The sequence below is a fragment of the Caballeronia sp. AZ7_KS35 genome, assembly GCF_023631045.1.
Lineage (GTDB): Bacteria > Pseudomonadota > Gammaproteobacteria > Burkholderiales > Burkholderiaceae > Caballeronia > Caballeronia zhejiangensis.
The window spans coordinates 144658-160598 of record NZ_JALQDV010000038.1 but is presented as its reverse complement, the minus strand read 5'-3'; the positions used below and the strand labels follow the sequence as shown (position 1 = coordinate 160598).

Annotated in this window: 15 protein-coding genes; 5 read left to right on the top strand and 10 right to left on the bottom strand. The window is 66.2% G+C overall.

The window, feature by feature from the left end; translation table 11 throughout:
• Positions 1-12 precede the first annotated feature (12 nt).
• The 6 genes from NCT05_RS23465 to NCT05_RS23440 form a co-directional block, all read right to left on the bottom strand.
• Positions 13-825: a polysaccharide deacetylase family protein gene (locus NCT05_RS23465; RefSeq protein WP_250503284.1), complete on the bottom strand. Its 813-nt coding sequence runs from the start codon at positions 823-825 to the stop codon at positions 13-15.
• Positions 822-3194: an MMPL family transporter gene (locus tag NCT05_RS23460; protein WP_250503283.1), complete on the bottom strand. Its 2373-nt coding sequence runs from the start codon at positions 3192-3194 to the stop codon at positions 822-824. The genes NCT05_RS23465 and NCT05_RS23460 overlap by 4 nt, the downstream gene beginning before the upstream one ends.
• Before the next feature lie 7 nt (positions 3195-3201).
• Positions 3202-3786, bottom strand: a complete 585-nt coding sequence (locus tag NCT05_RS23455) for a LolA family protein (protein WP_250441020.1) — start codon at positions 3784-3786, stop codon at positions 3202-3204.
• Between the two features lie 4 nt (positions 3787-3790).
• A complete protein-coding gene (locus tag NCT05_RS23450) occupies positions 3791-4693 on the bottom strand; it encodes a lysophospholipid acyltransferase family protein (protein ID WP_051079015.1) in 903 nt (300 codons plus the stop codon).
• Between the two features lie 68 nt (positions 4694-4761).
• Positions 4762-6444 (bottom strand): ApeI family dehydratase, encoded by a 1683-nt coding sequence (locus NCT05_RS23445; RefSeq protein ID WP_250457429.1) that lies wholly within the window; start codon positions 6442-6444, stop codon positions 4762-4764.
• A 20-nt stretch (positions 6445-6464) separates the two neighbouring features.
• A complete protein-coding gene (locus NCT05_RS23440; RefSeq protein WP_008348278.1) occupies positions 6465-7118 on the bottom strand; it encodes a COG4648 family protein in 654 nt (217 codons plus the stop codon).
• Positions 7119-7572: 454 nt separating this feature from the next.
• Between NCT05_RS23440 and NCT05_RS23435 the strand changes: the two genes are divergently transcribed.
• The 5 genes from NCT05_RS23435 to NCT05_RS23415 are packed head-to-tail and all read left to right on the top strand — an operon-like array spanning position 7573 to position 11565.
• Positions 7573-7833: a phosphopantetheine-binding protein gene (locus tag NCT05_RS23435; protein ID WP_008348277.1), complete on the top strand. Its 261-nt coding sequence runs from the start codon at positions 7573-7575 to the stop codon at positions 7831-7833.
• Between the two features lie 4 nt (positions 7834-7837).
• Positions 7838-8554: a 3-oxoacyl-ACP reductase FabG gene (gene fabG, locus NCT05_RS23430; RefSeq protein WP_250503281.1), complete on the top strand. Its 717-nt coding sequence runs from the start codon at positions 7838-7840 to the stop codon at positions 8552-8554.
• A 21-nt stretch (positions 8555-8575) separates the two neighbouring features.
• The gene (locus NCT05_RS23425; RefSeq protein ID WP_250503280.1) at positions 8576-9904 is read left to right on the top strand and encodes an NAD(P)/FAD-dependent oxidoreductase; all 1329 of its coding nucleotides are present in this window, start codon (positions 8576-8578) and stop codon (positions 9902-9904) included.
• 22 nt (positions 9905-9926) lie between these two features.
• Positions 9927-10736: a lysophospholipid acyltransferase family protein gene (locus NCT05_RS23420; RefSeq protein ID WP_250503279.1), complete on the top strand. Its 810-nt coding sequence runs from the start codon at positions 9927-9929 to the stop codon at positions 10734-10736.
• A gap of 58 nt (positions 10737-10794) precedes the next feature.
• On the top strand, positions 10795-11565 hold the full coding sequence (locus tag NCT05_RS23415) for a glycosyltransferase family 2 protein (RefSeq protein ID WP_250457363.1): 771 nt from the start codon (positions 10795-10797) through the stop codon (positions 11563-11565).
• Here NCT05_RS23415 and NCT05_RS23410 read toward each other — a convergent pair.
• The 4 genes from NCT05_RS23410 to NCT05_RS23395 form a co-directional block, all read right to left on the bottom strand.
• The gene (locus tag NCT05_RS23410; RefSeq protein ID WP_250503277.1) at positions 11549-13543 is read right to left on the bottom strand and encodes a glycoside hydrolase family 28 protein; all 1995 of its coding nucleotides are present in this window, start codon (positions 13541-13543) and stop codon (positions 11549-11551) included. The two genes, NCT05_RS23415 and NCT05_RS23410, sit on opposite strands and share 17 nt — an antisense overlap.
• A 147-nt stretch (positions 13544-13690) precedes the next feature.
• The gene (locus tag NCT05_RS23405) at positions 13691-15022 is read right to left on the bottom strand and encodes an ATP-binding protein (RefSeq protein ID WP_175981026.1); all 1332 of its coding nucleotides are present in this window, start codon (positions 15020-15022) and stop codon (positions 13691-13693) included.
• A complete protein-coding gene (locus NCT05_RS23400; RefSeq protein ID WP_008348266.1) occupies positions 15019-15762 on the bottom strand; it encodes a response regulator in 744 nt (247 codons plus the stop codon). The genes NCT05_RS23405 and NCT05_RS23400 overlap by 4 nt, the downstream gene beginning before the upstream one ends.
• Entirely contained in the window at positions 15749-15892 is a 144-nt protein-coding gene (locus NCT05_RS23395; RefSeq protein ID WP_167561844.1) for a hypothetical protein, read from the bottom strand. Before NCT05_RS23395 ends, NCT05_RS23400 begins: the two co-directional genes overlap by 14 nt.
• Between the last annotated feature and the right edge of the window lie 49 nt (positions 15893-15941).

The window sequence follows — 15941 nt, the reverse complement described above, 5'->3', positions numbered from 1 at the left end:
GGGCCGCGCCGTCTATCCGACGATCGCCTCGCGCAATGTGACGGTGACAAGCCCGCGATCCGCCGCCGCGCGCAACACGGTGTCGAGCGCGGCGAGCAGGACGGGCGCGCCGTTTGCGTCCCTTGCGGCGTGGCCATCGTGGACGAGCAGAATGTCGCGCGCAGCGAATCCGTTCAGCAAACGTCGCGAAACGAGCGATGCGTCGCCGGTGCGCGTATCGAAACCGCGCCGCGTCCAGCTGGCGAGCTGCAGGCCGAGCGCGCACAGCACCGGTTCGAGAAACGGATTGCGCAAGCCCGCTGGCGCGCGAAAGAAGAGGGGCCGCGTGCCTACGATTTCCTCGAACGTGGCTTGCGCAGCGTCGATCTCGCGCCGCAACGCGCCCGGTCCCATCAGCGAAAAATCATGCCGATGCCGCTGGCTGTGATTCTCGACGGCATGTCCGCGCGCGACGATTTCCCGAACGATGTTCGGATAGGCGCGCGCCCGCTCGCCGATGCAGAAGAACGTCGCCCGTGCCCGATGCGCGTCGAGCAGATCGAGCACGCGCGGCGTCACGTCGGGATCGGGGCCATCGTCGATGGTGATGGCGATGCACGCACCCGCCGATTCGGGGAGCGTCGTCCAGTTGTGGCCGAGCAGGGCGCTTCGCGGCCAGAGTCCCGCCGCCGTCAGCGCGAGATGCGACGCGATCACGCCGCCCGCCGCCCACGGCCAGGTCGCGGGCGCGAGGATCAGCGATGCCAGCGCGCCCGCGTGCACGGCCGCCGCGCCGCCGATCAAGGGCGTCGGCGTCCAGCGGCGCGGCTCGCCGGGCGCGTTCATCGCGACAATCCCGAGCGCGGCGCGAGAATCGCCGAGAACAGCAGCGCCAGAATCGCGCCGGGACCGACCGTCAACCCGAAGGTCTTGAGCATCGGCACGTTCGACAGCGCGAGCAGCCCGAAGCCGAGCACGGTCGCGAGATTCGCGATCACGAGCGAGACGAGCGTCTGCGGCGAAACCGCGTCGTTTTCGGCGTGCGCGCGATAGTTGAAGAAGAGCGCGTAATTCGAGCCGACCGCGACAATCAGCAGCATGCCGATCAGATGCAGGATCGTCAGCGACTTGCCCGCGAGCGCGAGGCTCGCGATCACGACGATCACCGCCGCGACGAGCGGCGCCAGCGTGCGCGCCGCGCGCAGCGGTGAGCGCAGCGCGAGCACCAGCAGCACGACGATCGCGGCGAATCCGCCGAGCGACAGGCGAATGTCCTCGTGCACGTAGTTCCGGTAGAGGCGATCGGCTTCCGCTTTCATGTCGACGAAAAGCGCGTCCGGCACGCGCGCCGCCGCGACCGCCGCGCGAATTTGGTGCACCTGCACGTCCGAGCCTTCGGCCGCGCGCAAAGGCAGCATCGCGGTCCAGCGGCCGTCGCGTTCGGTGAGAAGCGAATCGACGGCGAGCGCCATCGACGTGCCGCGCAGATCGGCGCGTCGCAAGAGCGGCTGCGCGCGCGCGGCTTCGACATCGGCGATGAAAGGCTCGAAAACCTCGGGCTTTACCTGGATCGTCTGATTGCGCAAAGCGGGCGCGAGACGCGCGCGCAAGGTATCGGCATCCGGCAGGCTCGCGATGCGCGCGCGCTGCGCGGCGTCGCTCGGCAGATACGTCGCCGGGCTTTCGAAACCGGCGATCACGCGGGCATCGACGAGCGGCTGCAATTGCCGCGCGACGGCTTCCGCGCGCTCGAGCGCGGCCTGCTCGCTCGCCGCCGACACCACGACGAGATAGCGCACGTCCGGCGCGCCGACATCCGCGCGCAGGCGTTCGTCGAGATCCTGGCTCGCCTTCGGAACCGGGCTGAGCGACGACAACTCCTGGCTCCACAAGCCGTGCCGCTGCATGAGCAGCGTCGCGAGCGCGGCGAAAAGCAGCACCGCGAGCGCCACGCGCAAGTGCGACGCGCGCGCGGCGAAACGCGCGAGCACATTGCCGAGGCGCGAGACATCGCGAATCGCGAAGCCTTGCGGCAGCAGATGCGGCAGCACGAAGCGCGTGACGATGCCCGCCGTCGACAAACCGACGATCGAATACAGCCCAAGCTGCACGAGGCCCGGAAAGCCGGAGAAGAGCATCGAGGCGAAGCCGCAGATCGACGTCAGCACGCCGAGACGGATCGTCGGCCAGAAGCCCGCGACCCAGTCCTTCAGCGATTCGCGCCGTTGAACGCCCGCCGATTGCACGAAGAGATAGATCGAATAGTCGACCGCCTCGCCGATGAGCGTCGTGCCGAAACCGAGCGTCAGACCGTGGACCGTGCCGAACGCGAGGCTCACGGCGGCCACGCCCGCCGCGACGCCGGAAAGCACCGGCATCAGGCCGAGCAAGAGCGTCGGCACCGACCGATACACCGCGAGCAGCAGCACGACGATCAGCACGATGCTCGCCGCCGACAGCCAGCGCACGTCGCGCATGATCGTGTCGCGCGATTCGACGGCGATGACGCCCGGCCCCGTCAGCAGCAGGCGAAAAGGCGTCGCGCCCGGCGCGGCCTTGTCGAACGCGGCGCGGATCGCGGCCATCGCGCTCGCTTGCGCGTCGGTGTCGGAACCGGGGCTCGCGGTCTGCGCGAGCAACACGGCGCGCTGGCCGTCGCGCGATGCCCACACGCCGCCGTGCATCGCGGGCTGCGCGCCGCTGTCGAGACGGCTGACGAGCGCGGTGACTTCGCCGGTCGGATCGTGCGGCAGCAAGTCCTTCGTCATCATGCCCGCGGACGAGGCGAGCAGGTCGAGACTGTCGGCGAGCGCGTCTTTCAGGCCGGATTCGCTGAAGCGCTCGGGCGTAACCGATGGACTCAGCCGATAGCGATGCTCGAACACGAAGCGCTCGTCGCGCGCCTGTCCGACCGGCTCGCCGTTGTTGATCGCCGAAAAGCGCTTGTCCTCGCGCAGCGTCGCCGCGATTTTGCGCGAGAGTTCGGCGCGCGCATTAGCATCGCCGCCCTCGATGCCGACGAGAATCAGCCGCGACACGAGCCCGTCGCGCAACTGCTCGACGAGCACGCGCTGCTGCTCACTCGGCGTGCGCGGAAGGAAAGCGGAGAGATCGGCGGAAAAGCTCGCGCGCGCGATGATCGCCGCGCACGCCGCGAGAAAGCACAGCCAGACGATGACCGCCGGCTGACGCAAGGACCGCGAGACCGCGCGCATGCCGCGGTCAGTGCGCCGACGCGTCTTGCAGGCGCATCAGCGAGCGGTCGCCGTCGGCCTGGCGAATCTCGACGCGCGCGAGCGCCGCGCCCGTGCCTGCGAGCGTGATCGAGCTGACTTTCTGCTGCATGCGCGAATCGATCGGCACGAGCGTCATCGTCCAGTCGTTGCCTTTGCCGTCGATCGAAACCTTGTACGCATTTTCGAGCGCGAAGCGGTTGCCCGCGAGCGTCGCGCGAATGCTTTCGATGAACGCGCCCAGTTCCGGATAGTTGCGCAGCGGGATCGTGATTTTGCGGCCGTTGCGGTCGACGGTGAGCATGTCGCCATCGACGACAAGATTCTCCGGCTTCGGACTCGTCGTGTGCTTTTCCAGATGATCGGGCGCGACGAACACGAGCTCGCCCGACGATTCGAGCGGCGCCTGCGCGATCTTCAGATAACGCGTCTCGGTGAAATGCGCGCGGCCCGATTTCTTCGCGCCGAGCGTGTTCATCAGGCGATCGAGCGTCCAGGGGGCGTCGGCGGCGACACTGATCGTCGATGCAGCCGACAGCAAGGCGGCCGTCAGAACGGCGGCGAAAATTCGCATGAGTTCAGGAATCCCTCGTCGCTTCCCGCAGCGGCGCCGCGCTCGCGGGCGCGTGGTCCTGCGCGGCGCTCGTCTGCCAGAAATCGAAATAGTTGAACCAGTTGTACGGCGCGGCGCGGCAATACTTGTCGAGCAGCGCGACATAGCGCGTGAGCGCGGCATCGACGGCGGCGGCGCGCTCGCCGCGCTCGATCGTCGAGAAATCGGCGAGCGTTTCGAAATGGATGTCGTAGCGATTGCCGCCGAGATACAGCCCCGTCATGAAGACGACCGGACGGCGCAGCACCGCCGCCATATGCAGCGGCCCGAGCGGAAACGCGGCGGGCGCGCCGAGAAAGTCGCGTTCCCTGAGCGCGTCGCCGGCCTGGGGCAGCGTGCGGTCCGCGAGAATGCCGACGAGGCTGCCCGCATCGAGCCGCTCGCGCACCTTGAGCATCGCATCGACTTTGCCGAGACCGATCACATCGTGATGCGCGGCCGGATTCACGGCGGCGAGGATCGCGTTGATCTTGCGCGCGTTCTCTTCATACATCGTGATCGCGATGCGGATATGCGGCTGCGCCCGCCCGATCGCGCGCACCACTTCGAAGCTGCCGAGATGCGCGCCCATCAAGAACGCGCCGTGTCCGCCGGCGAGCGCCGCTTCGACATCCTCGACGCCGTGCGTGCGGATATCGAACAGATCGAAGCGCTCGTTGAGCAGATAGATGCGGTCGTGAATCGTCGATGCGAACGAAAACACATGCCGATACCCGTCGCGCCAGCCCGCATGCCGCCCGAGCGCGCGATTCAGATAGCCGCGCGACGCACGCCGCGCGCGCGGCGCGAACACGACGAAATACGCGGTGATGATCCGCAGCAGCACGCGCCCGATGCGCCGTCCGAAGCGCAGCGATATCCACGTCATGAAGCGCAGCAACGCGAGGTTGCTGCGTTCCTGGCGGTCGGCCCAGTCGTCGCGGTTGCGCGGCTTGTTCACGATGCTCGGGCGTCCCCGGCGGACGGCGCCGCGAGCGCGCCGCTCGCCACCGCGCGTGCGCCCGCGCGAATCGTGAAGCGGATCGCGCCGCTCGCCGCCGTTTCGTAGGCGATATCGAGCGCCTCGCCCGGTTTCGCCGGACTCAGGAATTTCGCCGATTCGATCCTGCACGCGTCAGCGCTCGTGCCGAGCGCGGCGCCGATCGCGTCGAGCGCGTGATCGAGCAGGACGACGCCCGGCACGATCGGATGGCCGGGGAAATGTCCGGCGAGCGCGGGATGATCCGGCGGCACGGTGAAGCTCAACGCCGCGCGCCGCTTGCGTTCCTGCTCGATCAGTTGCGTGAGCACGTCGCGCGGCAGCTTGCCGGTCGCGTTGCGCGGCAGCGTTTCGACGAACAGCAGCGGACGCGGCATGAACGCGGCGTCGATGCGCTCGCGCAACGCGCGCTGCAAGTCCGCCACGGCGAGCCTCGGCGCGACGACGAGCGCCATCAGACGGCGCACGGGTTCGCTGTCGGCTTCCGTTTCGTCAGGCATGTAGAACACGCCGTCGACCACGCCCGGCACCGCGTTCAGCTGATGATTCAAATACGCGAGCGACGTGCGCTTGCCCGCGATGTTGATGAGATCCGCCTTGCGCCCGTGCAGCAGAAAATGCGTCTCGTCGATGAGTTCGAGCGCGTCGCCCATCGGCACCGGCGTTTCGACGTGTCCGCCCGACGCCCACATCGTCGGTTCGCCGGGATCGTCGGCATCGTCGGCGCGTGGCGTCAGCGCGATGTCGGGAAACAACTCCCACGCGGCGGTGCGCGCAGTGCGGCGCGTCGCGATCTGGCCCGTTTCGGTGCTGCCGTAGATTTCCATCAGCGGCGCGTCGAGGCGCGCTTCGGCGTCGAGCGCGAGTTTTTCCGAAAGCGGCGCGGTCGCCGACAGCACGAGCGATGCGCGCGGCAACGCTTCGTCGTTGGCAAAGAGCGCGCGCAGATGGATCGGCGAGCTGACGAGCACGCGCGGTTCCGGCACGGCGTCGAGTTCCGCGCGGATATCGACGGGATAGAACGGCTGACGGTTGCTGAACGCGAGGCCGCCGATGAGCGCGAGCAGCACCGTCGATTCGAAGCCGTACATGTGCTGCGGCGGCACCGTGCCGATGAGCGTCGCGCGGGCTTGCCCGAGCAGGCCGAGCCGGTCGGCGGCGGCGCGCACGTTCTTCACGAGAAAGCCCCACGTCTTGCGATGCGGCACCGGCACACCGGTCGAGCCGGACGTGAACACGTACGCGACGACGCGCGCCCCGTCGATATGCGGAACCTGCGCTTCGCCGGAAACGTCCACGTGCGCAACCTCCGGATAGCGAAAGCGCGGCAGATCGATCGCGCAATCGTCGCTGTCGTGCAGGCAAAACGCGTCGGGCGCGAACGAGGCGAGGGCGCGCACCATTTCCGGCGTGTGTGTCGAAGGCAGCAGGCTCGTCTTGCCCGCGACGAGCGTCGCGCACAGGCTCACCGTGAAGCGATACCGGTCCGTACACACGTTGAACACATGCCCGCCTTCGGGAAGCGCATCGGCGAGCGCGCGGACATCGGCGAGAAAGTCGCGCACGGAGACGCTCGCGCCGTCGCGCCAGGCGATGGTCTGATCCGGCGATGTGTGGAAAACCAGCGGAAAAGTCTGCATGTGCGATGAATTCGACGGCATCACTGCGCTCCGCTGCGACGCATCTGCATCGAATGCGCGTAGGCGCGAACGGCGTCCATGATGCTCGACGGCTCCATGTCCGGCAGCGCGATGCGCCGGCACGCGTATTCGGCGACGAACATGAGCCCGACGAGCGGCAGCGCGAGATAGTTGGCGAACGTGGACCACGTGACGATCGATGCGAACGCGAACAGCATCGTCGATACGAACGCGGTCGCGACGAAGAAGAGCGTCCATGCCAAGGTGACACGCCGCGTGTAGCGCGCGACGCGCGACTCCAGCTTGCCGTGGACCATCGTCGCGAACTGCGTGCAGAGCGGCTCGCGGCCCGGTCCGAGCGTGCGGCCGAACATCCACGCGAGCGCGAGATTGAAGCTCGTGTGTTCGATCCACAGCCCCCAGCCGAAATGCGCGGTGAGCGGCGCACGCGCGAGCCAAAGCGCCATGCAGCCGAGCGCCCAGAGCGGCAAGAGCCACGCGCGCGCGTTCGAGCGCACGGCGGCGTTCAGCGCGATCAACAAAAGGGGTGCGAGCACGAGCGCGAGGCCGAGTCCGTGCGCGCCGGGCGTGGACGCGGCATGGTGCGCGCCAAGCTGATACGCGACGATCGCGGCAACGACGCCCGCCGCGCGCAGAAAGCGGGTGGCGTTCATCGGCGCGCTCCCGCGGGAGGCGACGGGCGCTCGAAAACCGCTCGTCGATGAAAAAAGGTACGCAACATGGGATGCGGCTGCGGCGCTCTTTAGTGAACGCTCGGTTGTTGAAGAAAACTCGGCAGTCGCCCGCCTGACGATCATTCTCCCGCGCCGGTGCGCGGGCGGTCTGTAACCGATTGTTCGATGATCTTACATTCGTCAGACGCGCGAATTTTACCCTACCGACGCAGGGGTCCCGTCACGCGGCGAACTCCCTGATTTTTCTCAAAATTACACCGGTGCAGGATGCCATGCGGCCAGTTACCTTTCCTACTAGGCGTCCCAAGGGGCATCGTCTAGAATTTCGCCACTGCAATTATCTCGATAACAGGCAGCCGACGACGTGCGGATAAGCGGGGCGCACATTTTCCGAGCCGCCCTTGGCGCCTCCCTGCGCTGGCCTGTACACACGATGAATGAACTGGAAAGAGAGCTCGCCGAGCTGATCGTCGCCGAACTGAATCTCGAGGACGTCGATCCCAAGGCCGTCTCGGCCGATACGCGGTTGTATGAAGAAGGTTTCGGGCTCGATTCCATCGATATTCTGGAGATCGCGCTCCTGATCTCGAAGAAGTACGGCTTCGAACTCCGCTCGGACAATCCGGACAATCAGAAGATTTTCGCGAGCCTCGGCGCGCTCGCGGCGCACGTCGCCGCGCATCGCACGCGATAAGGCCATGCGCGCGCTCGTGACAGGCGGCAGCGGCGCGATCGGACAAGCCGTCGGCCGGTCGCTCGGCGCGGCCGGACACGAAGTCTGGATTCACGCGAACGGCGGCATCGAGCGTGCTGAAAGCTGCGTGCAAGCCATTCGCGCGGCGGGCGGCACGGCGCATGCCATCGGTTTCGACGTGACCGATCCCGACGCCACCGACGCCGCGCTCGCGCGCATCCTCGCGGACGGCCGGGTGCAGATTCTCGTGAACAACGCGGGCATCCACGACGACGCGCCGATGGCCGGCATGACGCGTGAGCAATGGAAACGCGTGCTCGACGTTACGCTCGACGGTTTTTTCAACGTCACGCAGCCGCTTCTGATGCCGATGATCCGCACGCGCTGGGGACGCATCGTCAACATGTCGTCGCTGTCGGGTTTAATGGGCAATCGCGGGCAGGTGAACTATGCCGCCGCGAAGGCCGGGCTGATCGGCGCGACGCGTGCGCTGGCGCAGGAACTCGCGTCGCGCGGCATCACCGTGAACGCGGTGGCGCCCGGCGTCATCGATTCGCCGATGCTCGGCAGCGCCTTTCCGCCCGAGCGCATCAAGCAACTGGTGCCGGCGCAGCGCGCGGGCACGGCGGAAGAAATCGCGGGCATGGTCGCGTATCTGGTGTCGGATGCGGCGGCTTATGTCACCGGGCAGGTCCTGTCGATCAACGGCGGGATCGCCTGACCAGCACACCGAGGGACGCAGATGAGTGAAACGACGCAAACCTGGGATGTCGTCGTGATCGGCGGCGGACCGGCCGGATCGACCGCCGCGACCCTGCTCGCGGACCGCGGCTATCGCGTGCGCGTGCTGGAGAAGGCGCGGCATCCGCGTTTTCATATCGGCGAATCGCTGTTGCCGGCGAACTTGCGGCTGTTCGAAAAGCTCGGCATCGCGGATGAAGTGCGCGCCATCGGCATGGTCAAGCTCGCGGCCGAGTTCGTATCGCCGCAGCACGACAATCGCATGCAGCGTTTCCTTTTCGCCGATGCGTGGGACAAGTCGATGCCGAGCGCGTATCAGGTGCGCCGCTCCGAGCTCGACGACATCCTCTTGCGCAACGCCGCGAAGCACGGCGCGCAGGTGAGCGAAGGCTGCCGCGCGCGCGATGTCGCGTTCGCGCCGGATGGTTCGAGCGCGACGATCGACGCCGAACACGACGATGGCCGCATCGAGCACGTGCGGGCGCGTTTCGTCGTCGATGCTTCGGGGCGCGACACGCTGCTCGCGAATCACTTCAAGACGAAGCGCCGCAACGAACGGCACAACTCGTCGGCGCTGTACGGCCATTTCCGCAACGCGCGCCGCAACGAAGGCGAAAACGAAGGCAACATCACCGTGTTCTGGTTCGAGCACGGCTGGTTCTGGTTCATTCCGCTCGCGGACGGCGCGACGAGCGTCGGCGCGGTCGTGTGGCCTGCGTATCTGAAGCAGCGTCCGAAGGGCACGTCGGTCGAGACGTTCTTTCGCGAGACCATCGCGATGTGCCCGCCGCTCGCCGCGCGCCTGAAGGATGCCGAACTGATCAGCGAAGTCCACGCGACCGGCAACTACTCGTACACCGGCGACATGACGCACGGACGCAACTTCCTCTTGCTCGGCGATGCGTTCGCGTTCATCGATCCGGTGTTCTCGTCCGGCGTGATGCTTGCGATGCAGAGCGCGTTCGCGGGCGCGGATGCGATCGACGCCGCGCTGACGAATCCCGCGACCGCCCAAGCCGCGCTCGCGAAGTTCGACCGCGACGTGCGTCACGGTCCGCGCGAGTTCTCGTGGTTCATCTATCGCATGACCTCGCCGACGATGCGCAATCTCTTCATGGGCCCGAGAAATCCGCTGCGCATGAAGGAAGCGCTGCTGTCGCTGCTCGCGGGCGATATCTTCGGCTCGACGCCGATCTGGCATTCGCTGCGTGCATTCAAGGGCATCTATTACATCTCGGCCGCGCTCGACTGGCGCAATTCGCTGCGCGCGTATCGTCAGCGCCGCCGCAATCTGCGCGATGCGCAACGCGCGGAGCTATCGGCCAATTGATGATGCTCGATCGGGTGGCGCGATGAGTGACGCTCATCGGAAATTCGGCGCGGCGGACGGCAAGGGTTCGCTTGCCGGCGCGCTCGAATCCGCATGGCAATGCGTGGCGTTCTATTTCGCGCTCGTCGTGCTCGCGCTCGTCTGTCTCGCGTGGTTTCCGTTCGCGTGGATTCTGCGCCGCGTATTGAGCGTCGATGCGGGCCGGCGCGTCGGACGAGCCGTCGTGCAGCGCGTGTGGCACGGCTATTTCGTGCTGCTGCGCACGCTCGGCGTATGCCGCTTCGATCTCTCCGGACTCGATGCGCTCGCGGGCCAGCCCGCGATGATCCTCGCGCCGAATCATCCGTGCCTGCTCGATGCGCTGCTGATCGCGTCGCGCGTGCCCGACACCTGCTGCGTCATGAAGGGCGATGTCGCCGGCAACGTGTTTCTCGGGCCGGGCGCGCTGCTCGCGGGTTATATCGTCAACGATACGTCCGTCGGGCTGATTCGCGCCGCCGTCGCCGAACTGCAGCGTGGCAGTCCGCTGTTGCTTTTTCCCGAAGGCACGCGCACCGAAAGCGCGGCGGTGAATCCGCTGAAGGGCGGCATCGCACTGATCGCGGCGCGCGCGCAGGCGCCGGTCCAGACGTTGGTTATCGAAACGGATTCCGGTTTTCTCGGCAAGGGCTGGCAGATCTTCAGGAAGCCCGCGCTGCCGATCACCTATCGCGTGACGCTCGGCCGCCGCTTCGCGCCGCCGGGACGCGATCACGCTGCGCTGCAGGCGTTCATCGCCGAATTGCAGCGCTTTTATGCGGGCGAACTCGATGCGCATCGCATCCGCGACTGAAAGCATCGGCATCGGCAGACTTTAAAATTCGTCGCAACTCATTCCGCTTTTTTTTGCAATGCCTTCCACACGCGCATCGTCCACGCACTTCGTCCTCATTCCGAGCTACAACCCCGGCGAGAAAGTCGATGAAACCGTGCGCGGGGCGCGCGAGCAGTGGAATCCGGTGTGGGTGGTCGTCGACGGCAGTACCGACGGCAGCGCCGAACGCCTCGTCAAAATGGCCGAAGCCGACGACGGGCTGCGCGTGATCGTGCTGCCAGAAAATCGCGGCAAGGGCGCGGCAATTCTCGCGGGCATCGACGAAGCGGCGAAGCTCGGCTTCACGCACGTCCTCACGATGGACTCGGACGGACAACATCCCGCCGCGCTGATCCGCACGTTCATGGAAACGTCGATGAAGGCGCCCGATGCGATGATCCTCGGCCGCCCGAAATTCGATGCGAGCGCGCCGCAACTGCGCGTGCAGGGACGGCGCATCTCGAACGGCTGGGCGAATCTCGAAACGCTGTGGATGGGCATCGGCGATTCGCTCTACGGCTTTCGCGTCTATCCGATCGCGCCGCTCGCCGCGCTGATGCATGCGCAGACTTTCATGCGCCGCTTCGACTTCGATCCGGAAGCGGTCGTGCGCCTGTGCTGGCGCGGCGTGCGCCCGATCAACGTCGACGCGCCCGTGCGCTACTTCACGGCCGAGGAAGGCGGCGTCTCGCACTTCCACTACGGCCGCGACAACGCGCTGCTGACATGGATGCACATGCGGCTTTTCCTCGGCTTCCTCGCGCGCCTGCCCTGGCTTGCGTGGCGTCGTTTCAGCGCGCGTCGCTGACTGTCGAGTTCATCGCGACGCCCGCGATCAGCGTGTTCGCAAGCACGATGTCGTGAACGTTGTACGCGTAGATCGGGCCGGGCGTCGTCGCCGTTGCGGGTCCGGCCGCGACCGGTGTGCCGAAATCGCAATCCGTGATCGTGACGCCGGTGATCGCCGGAATCGCGGGCGTCGGCGCGGGGCCGTTGTAATCGAACGCGACCGGGCCTTGCGCGACGATTGCCTGAAAACACGATCCGCTCGCGCCGTTCAGCGACACGTTGCTCGCCTTCAGGTTCGAGATGTTCACGTTCTGCACGAGCGCGGGCCGCGTGCGGATCGCGTCTTTCGACGGCTGATAGTCGCAATCGAACGTGATGATGCCGCCCTGCGCCGCCGATGGATTCGCCGCCGTCGCCGTCGCCACGCCGAGCGGCACCGTCGCGTTGATCGGGCTGCCCGCGAGCAGACTGCTGCCGTAACCGGAAGGCGTGAGGCTCACGCCGTTGGGCAGCGTCACGTTGTCGACGTAAAAGTCCTTCACGAAGCCGCCGCGATTCATGTTCGTCTTGATGCGGATCGCGATGTTCAGCGAATTCGTCGCCCAGAACTTGTTGAGCATCTGCAGGTTGCGCGCGTAGATTTTCTGCACGCCGCCGCCCATTTCGCTGCCGAGCGTGATGCCGCCGTGGCCGCTGTTCATCGTGCAGTTCTGGATGACGTGGTTCTGCGCCGGGCCGTACTGCGTGTCGAGATCCTTGCCCGACTTGATCGCGATGCAGTCGTCGCCGGTGTTGAACGTCACGTTCTCGCAGAGGACCGTGTCGCAGGCGTCGGGATCGAAGCCGTCATTGTTCGGGCCGATGCTGTCCACCGTCACGCTGCGCATCACGACGTTGCGGCAATCGGTCGGATGATGCTGCCAGAACGGCGTGTTGTTCGTGCGATAGCTTTCCATCAGCACGTTCGTGCAGCCGATGAATTCCACCATGCACGGCCGCAGATAATGGCCGATGCCGAAGATGCGCTTTTCGATGGCGACGCCCGCTTCCGATAGCGCCGGCAGATAGTTCTGGTCCTGCTGCCACGGCGTGGCCGGATCGGTGAGCTTGGTGTAGAGCGCATCGGCGATGCCGGGCACGGCGGTCTTCAGGTCGACGTTGTTCGCATTGACCGATGCCTGCGATGGCGTCGACGAATTCACGCAGCCGTAGACGCCGCTATTGCCCTTCCACGTCCACCAGCACGTCGCGGTGTTGCCGCTGCCGGCGAATGGCGTCATCGCCTGGCCGTTGAGCACGGAGCTGTCGCCTTCGCCCGTCACCGCGATGTTCGTCTGATTGCGCGCGTAGACCGGCGGGCCGTAGTTGAGGCAGTCGTTCGCCTGCCAGCGGCTGTAGTAGAGCTTGCCGTTCGCGCCGCAATCTTCCGGGCCATCCTTCGCGTAGTCGGCGGGATTCGGGCTGAAGTAGATCGTGCAGTTCGCGGACAGATGAAAGTCGACGTTCGACAGCAGCACGATCGGTCCCGCGCAATACCACGTTCCCGACGGCACGACGACGTGTCCGCCGCCCGCCGCGTTGCAGGCCGCGATGGCCGCGAGAAACGCGGGGCGCGAATCGAAGGAGCCGGGCGCGTGGGTCTGGTCCGCGCCGGTGCTCAATGGCGACTTCGCCGGATCGGTGTATGGATTCGCCGCCGCGACGACCGCGCACGTTTTCGCGCCGTAATCGGTGACGAGGAACTGGCGGCTCGGAAACATCGACGTCGAGACGCTCTGCAGCGCGTTGACGATCTGCGTCGCGGAGCCGGACGGGCCCCAGATCGGGTCTTGCGCGGCGGGCGGCGTCGGCGAGCCGGAGGCGGAATCGGAGTCGTCGTGGCCGCCGCAACCGGCGAGCGCGCCGAGTGTGCTCATCGCGCCGAGCAGCGGGGCGCCCGCCGACAGCCCCGCGAACTTCACGAACGCGCGGCGCGCGCGGTTTTGTGGGTGCTTCATCGATCGTCTCCTGATCGTTTATTTATCGGATGTCGTATCAGTTTGCGTACAAGGCAAACGTTATCCAACACGCAGGAGACGCGTCAACTCGGTGCAAACGCGTAAGGAAATATAAGACGTCGTATGTGATGGATCGGAAAAAATGTCTCAAGCGGTCTTCTTGAGCGCGAGCCGCGCTTCGAGCCCGCCGCCTTCCCGATGATGCAGCGTGAGCGACGCATCCATCGCGAGCGTGAGCTGGCGCGCGATCGCGAGCCCCAGTCCGGTGCCGCCCGTTTGCCGGTTGCGCGAATCTTCGAGCCGCACGAAGGGCTCGAACACCGCGTCCAGCGATTCTTCCGGAATGCCCGGCCCGCGATCGAGCACGGAGATGACGGCGCGTCCGTCGTCGCGCGTCGAGACTTCGATTTCCGCCTCGCCGGCATACTTGATCGCGTTATCGACGAGATTGCCGATAACGCGCTTCAAGGCCTGCGGCGGCGCCATCAGTGCACCGCCGATGTTGCCCGACAACCTCACCGATTGTCCTGCATCGAGATAATCGTCGACCATGGTTTCGATGAGCGCGTCGGCATCGATGCGGCGCGGCGCTTCGTTCGTGCCGTGCAGCGTGCGCGCGTAGGTCACGCCTTCCTTCACGAGCGATTCCATCTCCTTCAGATCCTGCTGCAGCTTCGCGCCGGTCGATTCGTCGTCCATCACGTCGACGCGCAGCCGCATACGCGTGATCGGCGTCTGCAAATCGTGCGTGATCGCCGCGAGGATCTGCATGCGTTGGGCCATGTACATCGAAACGCGGTCCTGCATCGCGTTGAACGCTTTGGCGGCGCGCGCGACTTCCTCCGGTCCCGATTCCGGCAGACGCTCGGCCTTGAGATCCGGGCCGAGCGTATCGGCGGCTTTGGCGAGGCGCTTGAGCGGGCCGGTTGCGAGGCGCACCGCGAGCCAGCAGCACGCGCCGAGCACGATCAACTGCAACGTCAGCACGAGCGGGAGCCAGCCGGACATCGGCATGCCGGCGACCGGACGCATGTCGATGGTGAGCGGCGAGCCATCCGACAGCTTCAGATGCACCTGAAAACGCTCCCTGGGACCGGGAACGGCATTGACCGTCATCGGATAACGATTGGCGATGCCCGCGCCGATCGAGTTCGCGAAGCGTTCCGACAACTCTGCATCCGGCTTCGCGCCGGTCTGATCGCCCGGTCCGAGGATGAACTCGTAGCTGCGACGCGCGAGACGCGGCAGCCACTGCGCACGCTCCTCCGGCGGCAGATGATCGAGCAGCGCGACCGAGCTCGCGACCTCGCGCTCGACGTAACCGACCATCATGTTGGTCATCGATTCGTCGCGCTCGCGCATGGTCAGAAGAAACGAGAATGTCTGGGCGAGCGCGAGCCCGACGACGAGTATCAGCGCGAGGCGCGCGAACAGCGTGCGCGGCCAGTGCAGCGGTGAACTGGAGGAAACGGTGCTCATTGAGAAGACTCGACCGGTTTGACTTCGGCGGAGAAGACGTAGCCTTCGCTGCGCAAGGTCTTGATGTAACGCGGCTCGCGCGCGGTGTCGCGCAGCCGTTGACGCAAGCGCGACACGAGCAGATCGATGGAGCGATCGAATGCATCGGCCTGGCGGCCTTGCGTCAGGTTCAGCAACTGATCGCGCGTGAGCACGCGCTGGGCGTTGTCGAGAAACACGCGCAGCAGGCGGTATTCCGCGCCCGAGAGCGCGACCATCGTGCCTTCCGCGTCGAGGAGATGGCGCGCGGTCGTGTCGAGACGCCAGTCGCCGAATCCCAGCATCTGCGAGGTTTCGGTGACTTCCATGCCCGGCGGCAGCATGCGCGTGCGGCGCAATACGGATTTGATGCGCGCGAGCAATTCGCGCACGGCGAAGGGCTTGGGAAGGTAATCGTCGGCGCCCATTTCGAGGCCGAGAATGCGGTCGGCTTCCTCGTTGCGCGCGGTGAGCATCAGCACCGGCACATGGCGGAACTTGCCCGCGCGCAGCTCGCGGCACAGCACGAGGCCATCCTCGCCGGGCAGCATCAGATCGAGCACGATCAGATCCGGCGCGCCTTGCTGCTCCAGCACGGCGCGCATCTGCCGGCCGTTCGCGGCGAGCGATACACGCATTCCGTTTTTTTCGAGGTATTCGGCGAGCAGTTCGCGGATGCCGCGATCGTCGTCGACGATCAAAACGTGATCAGTGGTTTCCATCGATGGATCGTTGTCGTTGACGCTTGAGTTGCATCCGGCTCGGGCTGACCAGCAGACACTGAACCGGATGGGCCATTTCCGTCGCGATCCCGCCGATGAGAAAGGCGAAGACCGCCAGCATGCGTTTCATTCGAAGCTCCCGCCGATTGCGATGACTGCGTTATAGCGCGCTTCGGCGG

Excerpts from the sequence above, each read along its gene's own strand:
- NCT05_RS23465 (WP_250503284.1), bottom strand. The coding sequence starts at position 825 with ATGAACGCGCCCGGCGAGCCGCGCCGCTGGACGCCGACGCCCTTGATC.
- NCT05_RS23410 (WP_250503277.1), bottom strand. The coding sequence starts at position 13,543 with ATGAAGCACCCACAAAACCGCGCGCGCCGCGCGTTCGTGAAGTTCGCG.
- NCT05_RS23435 (WP_008348277.1), top strand. The coding sequence starts at position 7,573 with ATGAATGAACTGGAAAGAGAGCTCGCCGAGCTGATCGTCGCCGAACTG.
- NCT05_RS23415 (WP_250457363.1), top strand. The coding sequence starts at position 10,795 with ATGCCTTCCACACGCGCATCGTCCACGCACTTCGTCCTCATTCCGAGC.
- NCT05_RS23445 (WP_250457429.1), bottom strand. The coding sequence starts at position 6,444 with ATGCAGACTTTTCCGCTGGTTTTCCACACATCGCCGGATCAGACCATC.
- NCT05_RS23400 (WP_008348266.1), bottom strand. The coding sequence starts at position 15,762 with ATGGAAACCACTGATCACGTTTTGATCGTCGACGACGATCGCGGCATC.
- NCT05_RS23405 (WP_175981026.1), bottom strand. The coding sequence starts at position 15,022 with ATGAGCACCGTTTCCTCCAGTTCACCGCTGCACTGGCCGCGCACGCTG.
- NCT05_RS23450 (WP_051079015.1), bottom strand. The coding sequence starts at position 4,693 with ATGACGTGGATATCGCTGCGCTTCGGACGGCGCATCGGGCGCGTGCTG.
- fabG (WP_250503281.1), top strand. The coding sequence starts at position 7,838 with ATGCGCGCGCTCGTGACAGGCGGCAGCGGCGCGATCGGACAAGCCGTC.
- NCT05_RS23440 (WP_008348278.1), bottom strand. The coding sequence starts at position 7,118 with ATGAACGCCACCCGCTTTCTGCGCGCGGCGGGCGTCGTTGCCGCGATC.
- NCT05_RS23455 (WP_250441020.1), bottom strand. The coding sequence starts at position 3,786 with ATGCGAATTTTCGCCGCCGTTCTGACGGCCGCCTTGCTGTCGGCTGCA.
- NCT05_RS23460 (WP_250503283.1), bottom strand. The coding sequence starts at position 3,194 with ATGCGCGCGGTCTCGCGGTCCTTGCGTCAGCCGGCGGTCATCGTCTGG.
- NCT05_RS23425 (WP_250503280.1), top strand. The coding sequence starts at position 8,576 with ATGAGTGAAACGACGCAAACCTGGGATGTCGTCGTGATCGGCGGCGGA.
- NCT05_RS23395 (WP_167561844.1), bottom strand. The coding sequence starts at position 15,892 with ATGAAACGCATGCTGGCGGTCTTCGCCTTTCTCATCGGCGGGATCGCG.
- NCT05_RS23420 (WP_250503279.1), top strand. The coding sequence starts at position 9,927 with ATGAGTGACGCTCATCGGAAATTCGGCGCGGCGGACGGCAAGGGTTCG.